The sequence below is a fragment of the Maribacter halichondriae genome (assembly GCF_027474825.1).
GTDB classification, from domain to species: domain Bacteria; phylum Bacteroidota; class Bacteroidia; order Flavobacteriales; family Flavobacteriaceae; genus Meishania; species Meishania halichondriae.
The window spans coordinates 14316-33963 of the sequence record NZ_CP107030.1 but is presented as its reverse complement, the minus strand read 5'-3'; the positions used below and the strand labels follow the sequence as shown (position 1 = coordinate 33963).

Below are 19648 nucleotides of genomic sequence, written 5' to 3'. Positions count from 1 at the left end.
ATAACTTTTGATAACATTTCACTAACACGGTCAGAATTAATTTTTACTTTTACCCCTGAAATTTTCATTAATTAAAAGGTCATTGCCGTGAACCTGCCTGCCGGCAGGCAGGGGCGGGAATCTCAAATTATGGTAGACGTGGGACGAAAATACGTATTCGATTTCGACAGTACATTGACTAGGGTAGAAGCTTTGGATGTGCTTGCTGAAATGACCCTACAGGGCAAATCGAACAAAGATGAGGTCATTGACGAAATTCAGAAGATTACCAATTTAGGTATTGACGGAGACATATCGTTTACCGAATCTTTGGAGCGTCGTATAAAATTGTTGAATGCCAACAAATCGGACTTGGATGGACTGGTAAAGGAACTACGCCAAAAAATCTCAAAATCTATTGAATCTAACAAAGAGTTTTTCGAAAAATTTGCCGACGATATTTATGTAATCTCATGTGGATTCAAGGAGTTCATCGATCCCATCGTGCAAGACTATAACATCCCTTCGGCACGGGTTTATGCAAATACCTTCAAGTTTGACGATGAAGGTAATATTGTGGGTTTCGATGAGAACAATCCCTTGTCACAACATAATGGAAAAATCGAATGCCTGAAGCAAATGGATCTTGATGGAGAGGTACAGGTGATAGGTGATGGTTACAGTGATTATGTTATGCGAGAGGCCGGTATCGCCGACAAATTTTTCGCATATACCGAAAATGTACATCGTGAAAAGGCCGCAAACAATGCTGATCACGTGACTCCTAATATGGACGAGTTTCTTTTTGTGAATGACCTGCCGAGAAATATCTCTTATCCCAAGAATCGAATCAAGATATTATTGTTGGAAAATGTGCATCCTGCGGCCTTTGATAACCTATCAGAAGACGGATTTTCAGTTGAACTGATAAAAGAAAGCCTTTCCGAAGAAGAATTGATAAAGAAAATCAAAGGTGTCCATGTTTTGGGTATTCGATCCAAGACTCAAGTAACTCAAAAAGTCTTGGATGCCGCTAATAAATTGTTGGTCGTCGGGGCATTCTGTATCGGAACGACTCAAATTGATTTGGACTATAGCCGAAAAAAAGGAGTAGTCGTTTTCAACGCACCATATAGCAACACACGATCTGTCGTAGAATTGGCCATTGGCCAGATTATCATGCTGATGCGCAATGTTTTTCCGAGAAGTACGGAAATACATAACGGACAGTGGAACAAAACCGCGAGCAACTCTAGAGAGGTACGAGGTAAAAACTTGGGAATCGTTGGCTACGGCAATATTGGCAAGCAATTATCAGTGCTTGCCGAGGCCATTGGTATGCGAGTCTATTACTATGATATCGATGATAAATTGGCGCTCGGAAATGCGATAAAGTGCAATACTTTGGAAGATTTATTGAATATTTCCGATGTAGTGACCTTACATATAGACGACAACAGGGCCAACAAGAATTTTATTGGAGAACGCGAAATCAACCAGATGAAGAGCGGTGCCATGTTGATCAACCTTTCCCGTGGATTTGTGGTCGATATCGAGGCGTTGGCCAATGCTTTGAAAAATGGAAAGTTAGGCGGAGCGGCTGTTGATGTATATCCGGAAGAACCTAGGGCCAATGGGGAGTTCATGACGGACCTTCAAGGACTTGAAAATGTAATCTTGACACCTCATGTCGGTGGTAGTACCGAAGAGGCGCAACGAAATATCGCTGATTTTGTCCCTAATAAAATTATGGATTATATCAATTCAGGAAATACGGTCGATGCCGTTAATTTCCCGAATATCAGACTTCCCAAGCAGCAGAATTCACATCGTTTCTTGCACATCCACAAAAATGTGCCTGGTATTATGGCCAAGATAAATGAGGTATTGGCGAAATATGAGATGAACATTATCGGGCAATATCTTTCTACCGATAATGAAGTGGGTTATGTGATTTCCGACTTGGATAAGGAGTATAACCAAGAGGTGATTAAGGCACTTAAAAACGTTGAGAATACGATTAAGTTTAGGGTGTTGTATTAAATATTAAGCTGCCCTATTTTTTTATTCGTCCGATTTTGGTGAATATCGGAAATATCACTTTTTTCGTTGAGTTTGTATTGCCCCAACTTTCTTTCAATTTAGTGATTAAGTCGTTGACTGGATTTTCATGGTTTGATTGTATATAATTTTGAACACTCGACCACGAATTGAAATATCCTTCCAGCTCAAATAGATTCATATCATTTTCGATATAGAATTGCTTAGAGAGCTTAATTTCTTTAAAATCAAAAGCAATTGTTTCGTATTTTGAGTCTATATGCTTACGTTCTTCATTCCAATAGGGTCCAATTAGTTCCTGATAAAAGTGGTGGATAATATCATCAAAAGAATTTCCAATTTTTAGAAGACCATAGCCCCAAATGGCAAGAAGTCCTTTATTTTTAACGGTCCTTCTAACTTCCTCATAGAAAGGGACGAAATCTAACCAGTGCACTGCCTGAGCGCAGGTGATGAGGTCGAACATATCATTTTGAAACGATGTTACTTCCGCTCTCTCCTTCACATAAATTATGTTATTTCGTTTTTCAGCTTCTTTCAACTGGTTTCTACTGATGTCCGTAGCATATACCTTGTCAAAGTAATCTGACAAGTAACCAGCTACTTGTCCGTTGCCAGTACCACAATCCCAACAAAGTTGATGACCTTTGACTAGTTTAAGAATTTCATCATAAAACTCAGTGGGGTAATGTGGTCGATACTTTTTATAGGCTTTTGCTTAGTTCGAAAAAACGTCTCTCGTCTTTTTCATAATTCGGTTTTTCAACGATGATGATACGGCTCATTTCTTAAAATGGTAAACGCTCGATAAACTTGCTCCACAACGAACAGCCGAACCATTTGATGCGAAAAGGTCATTTTTGAAAGACTGATTTTTCCTTGAGCTCTTTGATAAACTTCATCGGAAAACCCATACGGCCCACCGATTACAAATACCAGTTGCTTGATGCCGGAGTTCATCTTTTTCTGCAAATAATTCGCAAAATCGATAGAGCTATGTTGTTTGCCGTTTTCATCCAACAAAATCAGTACGTCGGAGGTATTCAATTTCTTTAGAATTAATTGGCCTTCCAATACCTTTTGTTCGGTCTCGGATAAATTTTTGGTGTTCTTTAGGTCCGGAACGATTTCCAATTCAAACTTGACATAATGCTTTAATCGATTTTCGTATTCCGAAATCAATTCTTGTAAAGATTGACTATCAGTTTTACCGATGGCAAGAAGGCGTATCGTCATATTCCAAAAATAGAACTTTCAGCGTATCACATATGAATTTTGGCCTTTGTTTTTAGTAATTTAGCGTAAATCAATACCGCATCTATGATTTCAAAAGTCCAGTTTCAAGAAGAAATAAGTGGCATCATTCGAAACGCTATACGAGAAGATGTCGGCGATGGAGACCACAGTTCTTTAGCTTGTATTCCGGCCAGTGCGACAGGGAAGGCTAAATTGTTGGTCAAAGACAATGGAATTCTTGCGGGTGTCGATTTCGCAAGACAGGTTTTTGAGTATGTGGATGCTAATTTAGTTTTAGACGTCCATATTAAGGATGGTTCACGAATAAAATATGGAGATATCGCCTTTTACGTGGAAGGAAGTTCTCAAAGTATCTTAAAAGCTGAACGTTTGGTGTTGAACGCCATGCAGCGCATGAGTGCAATTGCAACCAAGACCCATCATTTTGTGGAACTGTTAGAAGGAACTGGCACCAAGATTTTGGATACCCGAAAAACAACGCCAGGAATCAGGGCCCTTGAAAAATGGGCCGTCAAGATAGGAGGGGTGAAAATCATAGGTTTGCCTTGTACGATATGATAATGCTCAAGGACAATCATATCGATTTCGCCGGGGGGATTACCAAAGCAATTGAGAAGACCAAGCAATATTTAAAAGAAACCGACCGAGACTTGAAGATTATTGTTGAGGCCCGTAACCTAGAAGAAATCCGTGAGATTTTGCAATCTGAGGGTATTTATCGCATCCTCATCGATAACTTTAACTATGAAGATACGCGTAAGGCCGTTGAACTCATCAGGGATAGATGTTTGACCGAATCTTCTGGTGGAATCAATGAGAAGACGATTCGCAAGTATGCGGAATGTGGTGTGGATTATATTTCCTCGGGAGCTTTGACACATTCGGTATATAATTTGGACTTAAGCTTAAAAGCGGTATAAATGTCGGTAGAAATAGAGGAGAAGCTTGAGAAAATCCCTATCATTGGATGGATTGCCAACATTTTAAAAAAAATAAAACTGCGAGCTTTTGAGGGTCTTTCACTTTACGATCTAATAGAAATGTATTTCTTGGGGATTGTGCAGGGAGCCCTGTCCACAAGAGCTAGTGCTATTGCCTTCAGTCTTTTTATGGCTTTGTTTCCGCTGTTAATCTTTTTGATTACGTTGGTGCCTTATTTGGTACCCTACATCAGCCTCGAAAATTTTGATACGCGTTTCCCAGAGTTTTTGGAATCTTTTTTACCTGACTCCACAAGTGAGTACTTTACAGGTATTTACGAGCAAATTGAAAATCAAAAGAGCGGAGGGCTGTTGTCATCTTCTTTTCTGATATCCATATTTTTAATGGCGAACGGAGTCAATGCTATTTTTGGTGGGTTCGAGAATTCATACCACGTGAACCTGACCCGTAATTTTTTCAGACAATACCTCTATTCGTTGGGCATTGGGCTGATATTATCCATTTTATTGATTATTGGGGCGGCCGCTTTCCTTTATTTTGAATTTTACACGGCCCAGTTTTACAGGGAATTTATGGAAAAGGTCTATGGTGTCGTCTTGGATAATGAGGATATCTTTTTGCTCAAAATCGTTCAGTTTGTATTCTTTTCGGTGTTATCCTATTTTACTACCGCTATTCTTTATTATTTTGGAACGCGCGAGGGCAAAGAAGCCAAATTCTTTTCCGTTGGAGCGCTGATGACGACCATTTTGTTCATGCTGACGTCATACCTTTTCGGGATTTATGTGGAAAAATTCGCTCGCTACAATGAGTTGTACGGGGCCTTAGGCGGATTATTAATTTTGATGGTGTTCATTTGGTTAAATTCCAATATATTGCTTCTTGGATTCGAGTTGAACGCCTCCTTGAATTCACTTCGTAAAACGTATAATCAAGGCCAAGAGAATGAATAAAGTCATATTGATAGTTGTATTGTTGGGTACGAGTTGGGTATCCTCCCAAAGTATTTTTGGAAAATGGAAGACCATTGACGACCGCACCGGAAACCCAAAGGCCGTCATCGATATCTATGAAAAAGACGGACTTATGTATGGCCATGTAGTCGAAATATTGGAGGAAGGTAAAGAGAACGCCCTATGTTCAAAATGTGATGGCGATAAAAAGGACAAACCGGTAATCGGCATGACCATCATCGAAGGTGCCGAACATAAAGGCGATGGAGTTTACAAAGGCGATACGTTGTTCGACCCCCAACAGGCAATGACTTTCCGTTGTAAAATATGGCTGAATCCGGATAATTCGGACGAACTTAAAGTACGTGGTTATTTGGCCTTTATTTATCGCACACAAACTTGGATCAGGGTGGAAAGTTAGAAGGTTATGGAACTATGCAGCACTTTGTCAATGTTATTTTACCAATACCATTAGAAAAACACTTTACCTATACCGTTACCCGCGATGAGGCTACTTTTTTGAGTCCGGGTATGCGAGTCGCTGTTCCCTTCGGGAAATCGAAGATATACACGGGTTTGGTTTCCAAGATTCATACTACGGCTCCTGAAGTCTATGAAGCAAAGGAAATCGATCGAATTTTGGATGAGGCTGCTTTGGTCAACTCAATACAGCTAAAGCATTGGCAGTGGATAGCTGATTATTATATGTGTACCATAGGCGAAGTTTTTCGCTCTGCAGTACCGGGTGCTTTTTTATTGGAAAGTGAAACGCTTATCCTTAAGAACGAACAATCGAATATAGACGAGACCGATTTAAAAGATGATGAATTTTTGGTCTATGAGGCACTGCAGCATCAATCCTCTTTAAAAGTACATGAGGTCAGTGCGATTATTGAGCGTAGGAATATCTTACCGGTACTGAATCGATTGCTTGATAAAAATGTGATTTTATTGAAGGAAGAAATTTATGAACAGTACCGGCCCAAATTGGTGCGTTATGTAAAATTGGGAAAAGAATACCTATCCGAAGAAAAATTGGAAGTTTTATTGGAAACGTTGTCTAGGGCACCGAAACAGAGCCAAGTTGTTTTGGCTTTGTTCCAATTACAGGCCGAATCGAAGAAACCAATAAAGATCAACGAATTGGAGCGGGCGAGCGGAGGCTCAAAAACGGTAATCAAATCGTTGGTCGACAAAGAAATTTTGGAGGAATATTTCATTCGTATCGATCGGGTATCCTATGAGGGGGCGGACGATAACGAAGAACTTAAACTATTGAACGAGCAGCAGGAAACCGCTTTAGGCGATATTCTACAAAATTTTGAAAATCGAAAAGTTACATTGTTGCATGGCGTTACTTCCTCAGGAAAGACAGAAGTCTATGTCGAACTAATTGAAAACTGCATAAAGACCAACAAACAGGCTTTGTATTTATTGCCCGAGATTGCATTGACCACACAATTGATAACCAGACTACAGGAATATTTTGGAGAGAAAATATCGGTCTATCATTCCAAATATAGTATCAACGAAAGGGTAGAGGTCTGGAACAATGTGCTTCATAAAAGGCCAAAAGCGCAAATCGTCATAGGTGCACGCTCGGCACTTTTTCTACCTTATTCCGATTTGGGATTGATTATTGTAGACGAAGAACACGAGGGTTCGTTCAAGCAATTCGATCCGGCGCCGAGATATCACGCGCGTGATGCGGCCATTGTTCTTTCAAAACTGCACGATTGCAATATTCTTTTAGGTTCGGCAACGCCAAGTGTAGAAACCTTTCACAATGTACAGAACGATAAATATGGATATGCACGAATTGACCGACGGTACGGCAATGTTTTAATGCCAGAAATGGAATTGGTTGATTTGAAGGAACAGATTCGAAAACGAAGAATGAAGGGACATTTTTCGGAACGCCTGCTTGAAGAAATTCAGGATAGTCTAAGTTTAGGGGAACAAATAATACTTTTCCAAAATCGTAGGGGATATGCTCCAATCGTCGAATGCACTACCTGTGGGCACTCCCCGCAGTGTCCGAATTGCGATGTAAGCCTGACCTACCATCAATACAAAAAACAATTACGCTGCCATTATTGTGGCCATCATATGGCTTTGCAAGAAAGCTGTCTGGCCTGCGGACGCCCTACATTGGACACGAAAGGTTTTGGTACCGAGCAGGTAGAACAAGAGTTACACAAATTGTTTCCCGCAGCAAAAGTTGGCCGAATGGATCTGGATACCACCCGCGGAAAACATGGGTATGAAAAGATAATTACAGCTTTCGAACAACAGGAACTTGATATTCTCGTAGGTACTCAAATGTTGACCAAGGGGTTAGATTTCCGAAATGTGGGACTTGTGGGAATCATGAATGCCGATGCCCTACTAAATTTTCCTGATTATCGTGCGCATGAACGAAGTTTTCAGTTATTGACGCAAGTATCGGGCAGGGCAGGAAGAACCAAAAAGCGTGGAAAAGTAATCATACAATCTTATAATCCATATCATCAAATATTAAAACAAGTCACCACAGGGGATTTCAATGGCATGTACAAAGATCAAATCTATGAACGGGAACAGTTCAAATATCCTCCGGTCAATCGGATTATTAAAATAACTTTCAAGCATAAGGAATACAACAAGTTGAACGAAGCCACCGATTGGTTCGCACAGTCTTTGCGAAATGTACTGGGTAGTGGCGTGTTAGGTCCTGAATACCCGCCCGTGGCACGTATCCGAAATCAATACATTAAGAACATCATCGTTAAAATGCATTTAGAAGAATCCATTGTGAAGACCAAGAACCAAATAAAAAGGATTGAAAAATCCTTTAACGCGATTTCATATTACCGCAGCGTTCGTGTGATTTTTAATGTGGATCATATTTGACAAATTCAAATTCAAATTCAAGTGCAAGTTCAAATACAAATACAAAATTCAAACTCAAAACTGTACCATCTCGGCGGAAAAAGTTGATGGCTTACTAGTTTGTAATTTGCTTTCTTAAACCTCGTACCTCGTACCTCGTACCTCGTACCTCGTACCTCGTACCTCGTACCTCGTACCTCGTACCGAATAGGTTTTCTTCAAAAAAATCGCTGCCTTCATTTCGAAAACAGCGATTTTATATCAAAAGTGTACAGTTCTAGACGTTGCTCAACGCTTCCGCCAGTTCTGTCTTTTTATTTCTACTTAAAGGAATGGATCTTCCGCTCACTTCAACATTCTTACTGTTGAATTTTTCCACTTTTTCCAAATTGATGATGTAGGATTTGTGGATGCGTAGGAATTTCTCCTCTGGCAATTGCTTTTCGAAAGACTTCATTGTGGATAAGATAACGATATTGGCTTCATCGGTCACCAATTTGATATAATCTCCCAATGCTTCTATCCATTTGATATCATTAAGGATAACCTTACGCTTTTTAAGGTTGCTCTTAACGAAGATATGCTCTTCATCTTCGTTCACCTTGTGCATCTGCTCGTATTTGGCTACCGCACGTTTCACAGAGGCATCAAAACGGGCCATGGTAATAGGCTTGTGAAGATAATCCGTAACGTCGTAGTCAAAAGCTTTGAGTGCATAATCGGGCTTACCGGTAATCAAGATTACCTGAGGGCTGTTTTCAAGGGACTCGAGTAGGTCAAATCCATTGATAATTGGCATTTCAACATCTAAAAAGATAAGATCGATCTCATTGTTCTTAATGCCGTTTTTCGCTTCGATCGCATTGCTGTACTCGGCCACCATAGCTAGATTTGGGTGGTTGTTGACCAGTTTCGCGACCGCCATACGTTGCATGGACGAGTCGTCAACAATAATACTTCTTAATTTCATAAAAGGGTTGATTTGTGGGGTTAAATCATCGACAAATTACCGAAAAAAGCCGCTCAACTACAACAAAAGTTGTAAACATTGCACGGTTTCCTGTGTAAATGGTAGATGACCATAGGTTAAGATTTGGTTAAGTTCAATTTTTATGATTGTTCCTAGCTATAACGAAGAAATTTCCGTTTTCTTGTGAAGTGTCGTAAATATTCTTATTTTTGCGCTCCTTAAAATATACATATTTATGAACCATTACGAAACTGTTTTCATTTTGAATCCCGTGCTTTCTGATGATCAGATAGCGGAAACAGTTAAGAAATTCGAAGATTTCTTAATTAAGAATGGGGCCAAGATGGTCTCCAAAGAGAATTGGGGGCTAAAGAAATTGGCCTATCCCATCCAACACAAAAAAAGTGGTTTTTACCATTTGTTCGAGTTTACTGCTCCAGGTGAAGCGATTACTCCCTATGAACAAGAGTTCAAAAGAGATGAGCGAATCATGCGATTTTTGACCGTAAGGTTGGATAAGCACGCTATTGAATGGGCAGAAAGAAGAAGATCAAGGTTAAAAACGGCTAAAGCTTAGTATTATGGCAACATTACAACAACAAGCAAAAGGTAAAAAGGATGGGGATATCAGATATCTTACTCCTCTGAACATAGAGACCAACACGAAAAAGAAGTATTGTCGTTTCAAAAAATCAGGTATCAAATATATCGATTATAAAGACCCTGATTTTTTGATGAAATTGGTCAATGAACAAGGTAAATTATTACCAAGAAGACTCACCGGTACTTCTTTGAAATATCAAAGAAAAGTAGCACAAGCAGTCAAAAGAGCACGTCATTTGGCGCTAATGCCGTATGTTGGAGATTTATTAAAATAAAAGAAACGCACCATGGAACTTATATTAAAAGAAGACGTTGAAAACCTAGGGTTTAAAGACGATTTGGTAAGCGTGAAAAACGGATATGGAAGAAATTTCCTTATTCCTCAAGGGTTGGCTGCATTGGCAACTCCTTCGGCCAAAAAAGTATTGGCGGAAAATTTGAAGCAACGCGCTCACAAAGAGAAGAAAATCATTGATGCCGCAAATAAAACAGCAGACGCCTTAAAGGCGCTTGAATTGAAGATTGCCGCCAAGACCGGTGCCGGTGATAAACTTTTCGGCTCTGTTACTACCATTGATTTAGCAGCTGCCATAGCAAAAGAAGGCCATGAGATCGATAAGAAATTCATCGGCATTCAAGGTGGTTCCGTCAAGAGAACAGGGCCTTACAACGCGCAGATTCGTCTACATCGTGATGTTGTAGTCGACTTTCCTTTCGAAGTGATCGCAGAGGCAAAATAATAGTAAAGTATTTCTGAAAACCGCCGGTTCACAAGTTGTTGAGCGGGCGGTTTTTTATTTGTTTCCGCTATACTAGAATGAAAAACCTTACACAACTGATTGATAACCAGTGAGCCGTGTTTTCGTAACCTTAATTTAACATTCGAACTACGTCCTAAAGTGTTAATAACTTTTCGAAATTGAAATATACAAGACTTACAAAACAACAACTGGAGGAACTCCACCCTGAGTTCATCAATTTTTTGGCCACACAATCGATTACCGCTGATGAATGGTCTAGACTAAAAGAAGAAAAGCCTTCCGTAGCGGAAGACGAGCTTGATGTTTTTAGTGACCTTATCTGGGAAGGTGTACTGACTAAGGTTTCGTATCTGGAAAATATTTCGAAATCGCACATGCATCTTTTTCACTGTGCTGAAAAAGAAATGAAATTGATTTCCGTAAAGGTCATGAATCCGGATGTTGACTTGACGACCAAAATAGGCTTTGATTGGTTCAAAAAGAACTGGCAATCCGATTTTGTGGAATATCTCACGGCTTCAAAGGCCTATTCCGATGACTCGAACTTGGATAAGTTCAAATTAATTCAACAAGGGGCGGTCATCACAAAAGGTGATTTATATCGATGGTTTGAGGGTATGATAGATGTCATCTAGCCCTTAAAGAGAGAATCCTTTGTGAACATAATGAGACTTCTACTCTTTTGGAAGGGAGCGAGGGGAGGACTATATTTGCAGAATAAGTAAACCAAATGGCTCAGAAACCAAGTATACCTAAAGGCACAAGAGATTTTTCACCTTCGGAGGTCGCAAAGCGCAACTACATCATCGACATTGTCAAAAAACACTTTCGGACCTTTGGTTTTCAGCCCATAGAAACCCCTTCTTTTGAAAATTCCGAAACCCTTTTGGGCAAATACGGGGATGAGGGAGATCGTCTTATTTTTAAGATCCTCAATTCTGGGGATTTTATTAGCAAAGTAGATGACTTTACCTATAGTTCGAAAAGCAGTAGTTCTCTCGGCCCAAAGATTACGGAAAAAGCGCTACGCTACGATTTGACGGTGCCTTTCGCACGCTATGTGGTCATGCACCAAAATGAAATCGATTTTCCTTTTAAGCGGTATCAAATTCAACCGGTTTGGCGTGCCGATAGGCCACAAAAAGGCCGTTTTCGAGAGTTCTATCAGTGTGATGCCGATGTAGTCGGGGCCAATTCATTACTGCAGGAGGTAGAACTTATTCAATTATATGATGCTGTTTTTTCCGATTTGAAGCTTGAGGGCGTAACCATTAAACTGAATAACCGTAAAATACTTTCCGGAATTGCTGAATTCATAGGTGCAAAACATTTGTTGGTAGATTTCACCGTCGCTCTTGATAAGTTGGATAAAATAGGTGTGGAAGGAGTCAAAAAGGAAATGCAGGAAAAAGGCCTTTCACTCGAATCCATTGAGAAAGTAGCACCATTATTTTTCCTTTCAGGAAGTAATCTAGAGCAATTGGATGCCTTGAAATATATACTGAACGGTTCTGAAGAAGGTGGTAAAGGGGTTGAAGAATTGAGATTTATTGTGGAAACCATTGAAAGGCTAGGTTTGAAATCCGCCAAACTTTCCATTGATGTAACCTTAGCCCGCGGGTTGAACTATTATACAGGAGCCATTTTTGAAGTTGGCGCTCCCGAAAATGTCGATATGAGCTCCATAGGTGGAGGTGGCCGCTACGATGACCTTACAGGAATATTTGGTTTAAAAGACGTGAGCGGAGTCGGTATTTCTTTCGGGCTCGATAGAATCTATTTAGTTTTAGAAGAATTAGGACTTTTCCCCGAAGCTATAGACCAATCTTTGGACGTTCTATGCCTTAACTTTGGAGAAAAGGAAGCATTGGCATGCTTGAAATTGATTACTTTTTTGCGCGAAAACGGAATAAAGGCAGATTTATATCCTTCGGAAGCCAAAATCCAGAAACAATTCAAATATGCCAACAATCGAAATGTTCCCTACGTGATTTTGATAGGGGCTGAAGAATTGGCCAAGAATTCCTTTGTGGTCAAGAATATGGCCAAAGGAGACCAAAAAACCTACGCGCTAGATACTCTGGATGATTTTATGAACGCACTATAATCGCGCCTTTATTTCTTTGATAATCTTTTTATAATATGCTATTCCGTGGGGAACATATTTTTGAAGATCGGCCATTCCCCAGGTCTCCTCTGAAAATTGTATGAGAGAAATTAATTGTAAGTCGGCGACTTCGCTTTCCTGTCTTTTAAGACTTTCAAGGGAACCTTAAGTTCACATAAATAGGTGTGATGAAATTCACAGTCCACCAAAGTATCGCTATGCTCTTGGACGGATTTGAAAACTCCTATTTTATTTAAATCCTCGGGTGAAATATCTAGTCCGATTTCCTCTTGAATCTCTCGAACGGCTGAAGTTTCAATAGTTTCCCCAGCAGCGATATGACCTGCTACGGATACATCCCAAAGTAGGGGATGGGTATCTTTGTTTTTAGCTCTCAGCTGTATAAGTACTTTAGCAGTTTTCGTATAAAACCAAACATGTATTGTCGGATGAAAAAGTCCTTTTCGGTGCGCTTCAGACTTCATGACCGTTTTGCCGGTATAGTTTCCTTCGGCATCTAAAATGTCAACAAGTTCATCCATATAGCATTAAAAAAGCCCTTCCGTTACGAGGGGCTGGTCAATATATTTAGTCAAAATAGCTAAAAGTTTCACCTTCCTTTATATTCAATAGTGTCTCATAGATCAATCGAATCACATTTTCAACGTCATCCCTATGAACGGTCTCCACGGTGGTATGCATGTAGCGAAGTGGCAATGAAATCAAAGCGGAGGCAACACCGCCGTTGCTATAGGCAAAGGCATCGGTATCAGTGCCTGTGGCTCTTGAAGCTGCCATTCTTTGAAACGGTATCTTATTGGCGTCCGCAGTCTCGATGATACGTTCTCGTAATTTATTCTGCACCGCCGGTGCGTATGAAATTACAGGTCCGGCCCCAATTTCAGTATGTCCTTGGGTCTTCTTTTCGATCATGGGCGTTGTCGTATCATGACAAACATCGGTGATAATGGCCACATTTGGTTTTATCGTATTGGTAATCATTTCGGCGCCACGCAATCCGATTTCTTCTTGCACCGAATTCGTGATATATAATCCGAAGGGCAGTTTCTTCTTGTTTTCATGAAGTAAGCGAGCCACTTCGGCGACCATAAAGCCCCCGGCACGGTTGTCGATGGCACGACATACAAACTTATCTTTGTTCAGGATGTGAAATTCGTCGGGATAGGTAATTACACAACCTACATGAACCCCCATTTTCTCGACTTCCGCTTTGTCTTTTGCCCCGATATCGATAAAAATGTTATCTAATTTGGGCGGCTCTTCTTTTCCGGATTTTCTCGTATGGATGGCCGGCCAGCCAAAAACTCCTTTTACCATTCCGTTTTTGGTATGGATGTTCACCCATTTCGAAGGTGCAATTTGATGGTCGCTTCCACCGTTGCGTATAACGTAGATAAGCCCATTGTCGGTAATGTAATTCACATACCAAGAAATCTCATCCGAATGCCCTTCGATGACCACTTTGTATTTCGCATCGGGATTGATGACTCCCACAGCCGTGCCATAAGTGTCGGTAATGAACGTATCGACATAAGGTTTGAGGTAGTTCATCCATAGTTTTTGACCTTCCCATTCATAGCCTGTAGGGGCAGCATTGTTGAGGTATTTTTCAAAAAAATCAAGTGATTTTTTGGTCAGTATTTTTTTAGTGCTCATCTATAATTTTATTTACTGCAAACTTAGCAATATTCACTTTTAATTAATAATAAGCACGACTAATTATCGTTAATTTTGGCAGGGCTTTTGTTCATATACTGTACATGGAAAAACTTCAAATTACATTTCTAATCTTTTTTATAGGATTTTTAGGGTTCGCACAGGTTCCTGAGGAACCTCTTGATAGCGTTCAAGAAAAATTGATCATCATGGAAGGGGATTCGATTTTTCACACCCACATCGATCTTGAAGAGGTATATGTTTTCGGAAAACTTTCTTTTGATAACTATGAAGATAAGCTACGCTATTACATTCTAAGAAGAAAGACGATAAAGGTATTTCCGTATGCGAAACTAGCGGCGGATCGTCTGGTGGAATTAAACGATAGTCTGGTAAAGATTACCAAAAAGCGAAAGCGAAAGAAATATACCAAAGAAATACAAAAATACATAGAAGGTGAGTTCTCGGATGAATTAAAGAAACTGACCCGAACTGAGGGCCAAATTCTAGTAAAACTGGTACATCGACAGACGGGCACTACGGCATTCGAACTGGTCAAAGAATTGCGAAGCGGTTGGCGTGCCTTTTGGTACAATACTACTGCCAGTCTTTTTAAAATCAGTTTGAAGGAAGAGTTTCGTCCGGATCGGGTGGAAGAAGATTATTTAATCGAAGATATTTTGCAACGTGCATTTGCCATTGGCCAATTGGAACGCCAAAAATCGGCTTTGGAATATGATTATTCAGCGTTAACAAATAAGTGGAAAGGCCCTCAAAACAAGTAGTCTGCTAATCAATTAAAAAATCAATCTATTTCTTTTTCGTATTAAAGAGGGCATCTAAAATTACTTTTATACTGTAAAAACCCATGCCTATTGCCCCGATGGCAAGAAGGAAGCCGATTACCGCCACAGGCCAGAACCAAGGGTGGTCTTCATTTTTGAAAGCTTGATACATAACCACTGGTGCCAAAAACATCAGTGCGATGGTAAACGCGATATATTTGAGTCCCTTTATCAACAAATCTTTGTCCGTTCTCATGCAATTTCTAATTCTAGTATCAAATGTACCGATTATGAACTATATTTAATCGGACTATTTCCTGCAAAACACGATGAGAATACTACTGATTCCCGATAAATTCAAGGGTTCGCTTTCGGCTCAAGGAGTAATCGATGCTTTAAAAAAAGGTATACATGCCGCTATACCCACAGCGGAATTTTTTTCGGTGCTGGCCTCCGATGGTGGAGATGGATTTCTAAACTCCATAGCAGCAAATGTACTATGTGAAAATGTATTTATTGATACCGTAGATCCTCTGGGAAGAAAAATCACATCGACATATCTTCTAAATAAAAACGACGAAACGGCATACATTGAATTGGCAAAAGCGTCAGGACTTGAATTGTTGTCTTTGCAAGAACGCAATGCAATGGTTACTTCTACCTACGGAACAGGTTTGGAAATCAAGGATGCCATACAAAAAGGCGCTACCAAAATTTATGTGGGATTGGGCGGAAGTGCTACCAATGATGGAGGAATTGGTATTGCCAATGCCCTCGGCTACGATTTTCAGGATGAATCCGGTGTAGTTTTGAATCCAATCGGGAAAAATTTGTCACTTATCCATGCGATAAAAAAGAATAATCAAATTTTTCCCGCCGATGTCTCCGTGTTCGCGGTAAACGATGTAGATAATCCGCTATTTGGAAAAAGAGGTGCCGCATACACCTATGGCGCACAGAAGGGGCAGAACTAGAACAGATAGGGCAATTGGATATGGGTCTGCGCCATCTTTCCCAAATTGTCAAAGAACAATTGAAAGTCGATTGTGCGGAATATCCAGGCTCCGGGGCTGCCGGAGGTGCAGCCTATGGGTTAAAAGCATTTCTAGGTGCCGACTACATTTCAGGAATAGATTTTATCCTAAAAATCAGTAAGGTGGATGGAATGATGGAAACCCAAAATTTTGATTATATCATTACCGGAGAGGGCAAGTTTGATGAACAAACACTCAACGGAAAACTAATCAAGGGCGTAACCGATTTTGGGAAAACCCAGGGGATACCGGTAATCGCCGTATGTGGTAAACTTGACTTGGACGAAAAGAATTTGGAAAAAATAGGCCTAGAAGCAATAGTAGAGGTAAGGGAGGCCGATAAATCATTGAAGTATAATATGGAGCACGCCCCAGAACTCGTAGAAAAAGCGATCAAAGCCTTTTTCTCAAAGTGAGGCTTTAGTTTTCCGCTATTTCCAATGATTCGGTGAAGGTCTGACAAACCGCAAAATAACCTAAGGCAAAATTTTCAGGGTCTGTGTTATTTACAATGTTTCCTTTAACCGTGGCCGATGGGGTCTGAAATGGTCCTTGGTCACCTCCACTTTGAACAATAACCTGGTTCATGTAATTATAAAATTGTTCGTCAATTCCAAGGATACTAACGTTCACGATATTCTGAGGTTCTAGGTCTTCATCATAGAAGTATGAAAACTGAAAGGACTGCCCAGGGTAGAACGTATCTTCGGAAACCAAGTATTGGTCAAAATCAAAGTCAAAAAGATAAAAATCAACGCTATCGGGTATATCGGTAAATGAGAGGATGATTTCAGTTTCATCACCGAACAAGGTTGTGGTTCCTTGGCGTAATTCATCGATAGGTACCGAGGGTACGAATGAAGTCTCCGCTTGATATGATTGTCCATTATAATCGATGGATAGCCGCAGCGGACCAGCCGTCAATTCGGTGGTGGGAACTTCAGCTAAATATATTCCCGAACCAGCTACCTCCTCCACTAAAACCATACTGAAATTCGAAGCGGAATTTTCGATTAAAATAGTGTTCAGTTGTGCAGGGGTTATTTCCCCGAAGAAGGAACTGGTTTCGCTAGCCTTTACCGTTAGTATCGTATTCGATTGTTCCAGATCATCTATACGTACTACTGCGTCGATTACCAAACGCGGAGAATCGGTCGGTACTTCAACTTCGATGACGTCTTGGCATCCAAATAAAAAGCCCAGAAATAAAAAGAATAAAACTAGTTTTCTCATCGCTTAGAACTTAAAGTTATAGGTTACGGCCGGCACAATACCGAAAATAGAAGTTCGTATTGCTTCATTGGCACCAGTATCTTGATTGCGGCTGAAATTAATCGATGCCGCGTTTCGTCGATTGTAAGCATTATAGATGCTGAATACCCATTCAGCCTTCCATTTTCTATTTTTGTTTTTTCTCGGAGTCATCGTGGCGGAAAGATCTAAACGATGATAGGCCGGAAGCCGTTCTGAATTCCGCAAACCGTAATAGGGAATGGTCAGCCCTTGAAACTCAAACTGACCGATCGGATAATTTGTGGGTTGTCCTGTTTGAAAAACGAAGTTCGTGTTGAAGCTCCATTTTTCGTTAAGGTCATAACTTCCATAAAATGAAATATCGTGGGTCTTATCATATGGAGTATTGTACCATGCGCCATTATTGATGCCGACTTCTTCAATTGTTCTTCCGGGTGTTCGTTGTTCTGATTTTGATAGGGTATAGGCCAACCACCCTTGAAATTGACCTTCGTTTTTGCGAAGTAACAATTCCAACCCGTATGCACGGGCCTCACCGTTCAGAATAACCTGCTCAATGGCATCATTCGCAATAAGGTTGGCGCCGTCGATATAATCGATTCGGTTTTGAATGTCTTTGTAAAACACTTCCGATTCTAGTGAATATTCACCATTCTTGATATTCCTGAAAAATCCGAATGCGTATTGATCCAAGAGTTGTGGTTTGGTAAACGGGCCACTTGGTGTCCATACATCCAATGGGGTAGGGGAACTTGTATTCGAAAGTAGGTGCAGATATTGCGCCAATCGGGTATAACTGGTTTTAAAGGAGGTATTGTCATTCAGGGTATAGGCCAAAGAAAAACGAGGCTCGAAATTGTTAAAGGTCGCCAAGCTTCCTTTACGACCGGGGTTAATGGTTTCAATGGGGGTTCCTTCCTGATAGATTTTCAGATCACTATTATAGAATACCGGATTGTCGTTCGCATATACATTAAGTTCATCTTGCCCCAAACGGATAAAATTGCTGAATCGAAGTCCGTAGCCAAGGCTTAGATTCTCGGAAATATCATGTTCGACATCTATATAAGCGGCAAATTCATTGGCATATTTCTGAATCAGTTGTTCTTCGACAATTCCGGACGTGGGATTACTGGGTTCAATTTTTCCGGGATTGAACTGATAGTAGATATTGTTGATGCCATAATTGATCTGGAGTTTATCGTTCACGTAATTTTTAAGATCATACTTCACGTTGAAATTTTGAATGCCTGAATTCCAATTGAATCCCACGAAGTCGAGTTTTAACCCATAATAATAATCCGAATAAATCAAGGATAGGTTCGAAAACAGTTTGTCCGAAAATAAATGGTTCCACCGAAAATTCCCCAGGGCATTCCCGTAGGTATTGACAAAACTCTCGCTGATGCCAAAAACATCCCTTCCAAAATACCCTGACAAAAAGATACTGTTACGGTCGTTGATATTATAATTTATCTTGGTATTCAGGTCATAGAAATATGCGGTATTGTCTTGATCAAATAAGGGAAGAAAAAGATGCGCATACGAACCGCGCCCACCGATCAAAAAAGCTGCTTTGTCCTTTATGATTGGTCCTTCGAGCAATAATCTACTAGCCACAGCGCCTATACCACCATTCGCATGAAACTCTTTACTGTTCCCTTCTTTCTGGAAGATATCGAGTACGGAAGAGACTCTACCTCCGTAGCGTGCCGGAATGCCACCTTTATACAATTTGATATCCTTGATGGCGTCGGGATTAAAAACGGAAAAGAACCCGAATAAATGGGAAGAATTAAAGATTATGGCTTCGTCCAATAAAATTAGGTTTTGGTCAACGGCCCCACCTCGTACGTTGAACCCTGAAGCACCTTCTCCGGCATTTGTAACCCCGGAAGTAATAGAATGGATTTGATTACATCTGCCTCCCCAAGAATCACCGGAATCTTTTTTATCGTGGCAGCGGACATCGTATTCACGCTCATCTGCGGTTTGCGAATATCCATTTGTTCCACATCTTCGGTGACAATGACCTCGTCAAGTTGTTCCGCCTCTTCGGTAAGTTGAAAGTTGATTTTTTTATTTTCGGAAAGCGAAATGTTCTGTACGACATCCTGAAAGCCTAAATAGCTCACTTGAACTTGATATTCCCCTTCAGGTAGAGTAATCGAATAAAACCCATACTCGTTTGTAGTAACCCCGGTACGCAGCTCTGGAATGGCAATGGTGACGCCGATCAATGTCTCGTTGCTTGCGGCTTCCGAAACCGTTCCGCTTAGCGTAAATCGTTGTTGCGCAAAAGAAAAAAGAAAGAAAAAAGAAAAAAACGAGGGCGATTTTCTTAGGGTAAGCCATTAAAAGCAATTTTTTATAAATGTAGATAGAAAATAGGCT

The 19648-nt window shown here is 40.4% G+C and carries 17 protein-coding genes and 3 pseudogenes; 12 read left to right on the top strand and 8 right to left on the bottom strand.

The window, feature by feature from the left end:
* Positions 1 to 129 precede the first annotated feature (129 nt).
* The gene (gene serA / locus N8A86_RS00175) at positions 130 to 2022 is read left to right on the top strand and encodes a phosphoglycerate dehydrogenase (protein ID WP_273567226.1); all 1893 of its coding nucleotides are present in this window, start codon (positions 130 to 132) and stop codon (positions 2020 to 2022) included.
* Positions 2023 to 2035: 13 nt separating this feature from the next.
* Here the strand turns inward: serA and N8A86_RS00170 are convergent, their stop codons facing one another.
* Positions 2036 to 2704 carry a class I SAM-dependent methyltransferase gene (locus N8A86_RS00170; protein ID WP_337251823.1) on the bottom strand — a complete coding sequence of 223 codons (669 nt, stop codon included), beginning with the start codon at positions 2702 to 2704 and terminating at the stop codon, positions 2036 to 2038.
* Positions 2705 to 2802: 98 nt separating this feature from the next.
* Complete coding sequence (rlmH, locus tag N8A86_RS00165; protein ID WP_273567225.1) at positions 2803 to 3276, bottom strand: 23S rRNA (pseudouridine(1915)-N(3))-methyltransferase RlmH; 474 nt, start codon at positions 3274 to 3276, stop codon at positions 2803 to 2805.
* Positions 3277 to 3360: 84 nt separating this feature from the next.
* Here rlmH and nadC point away from each other — a divergent pair.
* The 4 genes and pseudogenes from nadC to priA all read left to right on the top strand — a co-directional run bounded on the left by nadC (position 3361) and on the right by priA (position 8084).
* Positions 3361 to 4217, top strand: a pseudogene (nadC, locus tag N8A86_RS00160) (carboxylating nicotinate-nucleotide diphosphorylase).
* Positions 4218 to 5192: a YihY/virulence factor BrkB family protein gene (locus N8A86_RS00155; RefSeq protein ID WP_273567224.1), complete on the top strand. Its 975-nt coding sequence runs from the start codon at positions 4218 to 4220 to the stop codon at positions 5190 to 5192.
* Positions 5185 to 5613, top strand: a complete 429-nt coding sequence (locus N8A86_RS00150; RefSeq protein WP_273567223.1) for a DUF2147 domain-containing protein — start codon at positions 5185 to 5187, stop codon at positions 5611 to 5613. The genes N8A86_RS00155 and N8A86_RS00150 overlap by 8 nt, the downstream gene beginning before the upstream one ends.
* A 14-nt stretch (positions 5614 to 5627) precedes the next feature.
* Positions 5628 to 8084: a replication restart helicase PriA gene (gene priA / locus N8A86_RS00145; protein WP_273567222.1), complete on the top strand. Its 2457-nt coding sequence runs from the start codon at positions 5628 to 5630 to the stop codon at positions 8082 to 8084.
* Between the two features lie 256 nt (positions 8085 to 8340).
* On the opposite strand, the gene N8A86_RS00140 is transcribed toward priA, so the two are convergent.
* The gene (locus N8A86_RS00140) at positions 8341 to 9033 is read right to left on the bottom strand and encodes a LytR/AlgR family response regulator transcription factor (protein ID WP_273567221.1); all 693 of its coding nucleotides are present in this window, start codon (positions 9031 to 9033) and stop codon (positions 8341 to 8343) included.
* A gap of 235 nt (positions 9034 to 9268) precedes the next feature.
* Between N8A86_RS00140 and rpsF the strand changes: the two genes are divergently transcribed.
* From rpsF to hisS, 5 genes are all read left to right on the top strand, one after another.
* A complete protein-coding gene (rpsF, locus tag N8A86_RS00135; protein ID WP_273567220.1) occupies positions 9269 to 9610 on the top strand; it encodes a 30S ribosomal protein S6 in 342 nt (113 codons plus the stop codon).
* Between the two features lie 4 nt (positions 9611 to 9614).
* Positions 9615 to 9911, top strand: a complete 297-nt coding sequence (gene rpsR / locus N8A86_RS00130; protein ID WP_273567219.1) for a 30S ribosomal protein S18 — start codon at positions 9615 to 9617, stop codon at positions 9909 to 9911.
* Positions 9912 to 9923: 12 nt separating this feature from the next.
* Positions 9924 to 10376: a 50S ribosomal protein L9 gene (gene rplI / locus N8A86_RS00125; RefSeq protein ID WP_273567218.1), complete on the top strand. Its 453-nt coding sequence runs from the start codon at positions 9924 to 9926 to the stop codon at positions 10374 to 10376.
* A gap of 179 nt (positions 10377 to 10555) precedes the next feature.
* On the top strand, positions 10556 to 11032 hold the full coding sequence (locus N8A86_RS00120; protein ID WP_273567217.1) for a DUF6495 family protein: 477 nt from the start codon (positions 10556 to 10558) through the stop codon (positions 11030 to 11032).
* 95 nt (positions 11033 to 11127) lie between these two features.
* Positions 11128 to 12504, top strand: coding sequence for a histidine--tRNA ligase (gene hisS / locus N8A86_RS00115; protein ID WP_273567216.1), 1377 nt, complete (start codon positions 11128 to 11130; stop codon positions 12502 to 12504).
* A 110-nt stretch (positions 12505 to 12614) separates the two neighbouring features.
* Here hisS and N8A86_RS00110 read toward each other — a convergent pair whose 3' ends face one another.
* Together N8A86_RS00110 and N8A86_RS00105 are read right to left on the bottom strand one after the other, a co-directional pair.
* Positions 12615 to 13046: an NUDIX hydrolase gene (locus N8A86_RS00110; protein ID WP_337251707.1), complete on the bottom strand. Its 432-nt coding sequence runs from the start codon at positions 13044 to 13046 to the stop codon at positions 12615 to 12617.
* 46 nt (positions 13047 to 13092) lie between these two features.
* Positions 13093 to 14181 carry a M42 family metallopeptidase gene (locus N8A86_RS00105; RefSeq protein ID WP_273567215.1) on the bottom strand — a complete coding sequence of 363 codons (1089 nt, stop codon included), beginning with the start codon at positions 14179 to 14181 and terminating at the stop codon, positions 13093 to 13095.
* A gap of 104 nt (positions 14182 to 14285) precedes the next feature.
* Between N8A86_RS00105 and N8A86_RS00100 the strand changes: the two genes are divergently transcribed.
* On the top strand, positions 14286 to 14966 hold the full coding sequence (locus tag N8A86_RS00100; protein ID WP_273567214.1) for a DUF4294 domain-containing protein: 681 nt from the start codon (positions 14286 to 14288) through the stop codon (positions 14964 to 14966).
* A 25-nt stretch (positions 14967 to 14991) separates the two neighbouring features.
* On the opposite strand, the gene N8A86_RS00095 is transcribed toward N8A86_RS00100, so the two are convergent.
* Complete coding sequence (locus tag N8A86_RS00095) at positions 14992 to 15222, bottom strand: DUF6095 family protein (RefSeq protein ID WP_273567213.1); 231 nt, start codon at positions 15220 to 15222, stop codon at positions 14992 to 14994.
* Between the two features lie 73 nt (positions 15223 to 15295).
* On the opposite strand from N8A86_RS00095, the pseudogene N8A86_RS21915 reads away from it, so the two are divergent.
* Positions 15296 to 16416: pseudogene (locus N8A86_RS21915) on the top strand (glycerate kinase).
* A gap of 4 nt (positions 16417 to 16420) precedes the next feature.
* Here the strand turns inward: N8A86_RS21915 and N8A86_RS00080 are convergent.
* Positions 16421 to 17233, bottom strand: a complete 813-nt coding sequence (locus tag N8A86_RS00080) for a DUF4249 family protein (RefSeq protein WP_273567210.1) — start codon at positions 17231 to 17233, stop codon at positions 16421 to 16423.
* A gap of 3 nt (positions 17234 to 17236) precedes the next feature.
* Positions 17237 to 19494 (bottom strand): annotated as a pseudogene (locus N8A86_RS00075) (TonB-dependent receptor).
* Positions 19495 to 19648 lie beyond the last annotated feature (154 nt).

Coding starts and splice junctions, on each gene's coding strand:
- serA (WP_273567226.1), top strand. CDS start 130: ATGGTAGACGTGGGACGAAAATACGTATTCGATTTCGACAGTACATTG.
- rlmH (WP_273567225.1), bottom strand. CDS start 3,276: ATGACGATACGCCTTCTTGCCATCGGTAAAACTGATAGTCAATCTTTA.
- N8A86_RS00155 (WP_273567224.1), top strand. CDS start 4,218: ATGTCGGTAGAAATAGAGGAGAAGCTTGAGAAAATCCCTATCATTGGA.
- N8A86_RS00150 (WP_273567223.1), top strand. CDS start 5,185: ATGAATAAAGTCATATTGATAGTTGTATTGTTGGGTACGAGTTGGGTA.
- priA (WP_273567222.1), top strand. CDS start 5,628: ATGCAGCACTTTGTCAATGTTATTTTACCAATACCATTAGAAAAACAC.
- N8A86_RS00140 (WP_273567221.1), bottom strand. CDS start 9,033: ATGAAATTAAGAAGTATTATTGTTGACGACTCGTCCATGCAACGTATG.
- rpsF (WP_273567220.1), top strand. CDS start 9,269: ATGAACCATTACGAAACTGTTTTCATTTTGAATCCCGTGCTTTCTGAT.
- rpsR (WP_273567219.1), top strand. CDS start 9,615: ATGGCAACATTACAACAACAAGCAAAAGGTAAAAAGGATGGGGATATC.
- rplI (WP_273567218.1), top strand. CDS start 9,924: ATGGAACTTATATTAAAAGAAGACGTTGAAAACCTAGGGTTTAAAGAC.
- hisS (WP_273567216.1), top strand. CDS start 11,128: ATGGCTCAGAAACCAAGTATACCTAAAGGCACAAGAGATTTTTCACCT.
- N8A86_RS00110 (WP_337251707.1), bottom strand. CDS start 13,046: ATGGATGAACTTGTTGACATTTTAGATGCCGAAGGAAACTATACCGGC.
- N8A86_RS00105 (WP_273567215.1), bottom strand. CDS start 14,181: ATGAGCACTAAAAAAATACTGACCAAAAAATCACTTGATTTTTTTGAA.
- N8A86_RS00100 (WP_273567214.1), top strand. CDS start 14,286: ATGGAAAAACTTCAAATTACATTTCTAATCTTTTTTATAGGATTTTTA.
- N8A86_RS00095 (WP_273567213.1), bottom strand. CDS start 15,222: ATGAGAACGGACAAAGATTTGTTGATAAAGGGACTCAAATATATCGCG.
- N8A86_RS00080 (WP_273567210.1), bottom strand. CDS start 17,233: ATGAGAAAACTAGTTTTATTCTTTTTATTTCTGGGCTTTTTATTTGGA.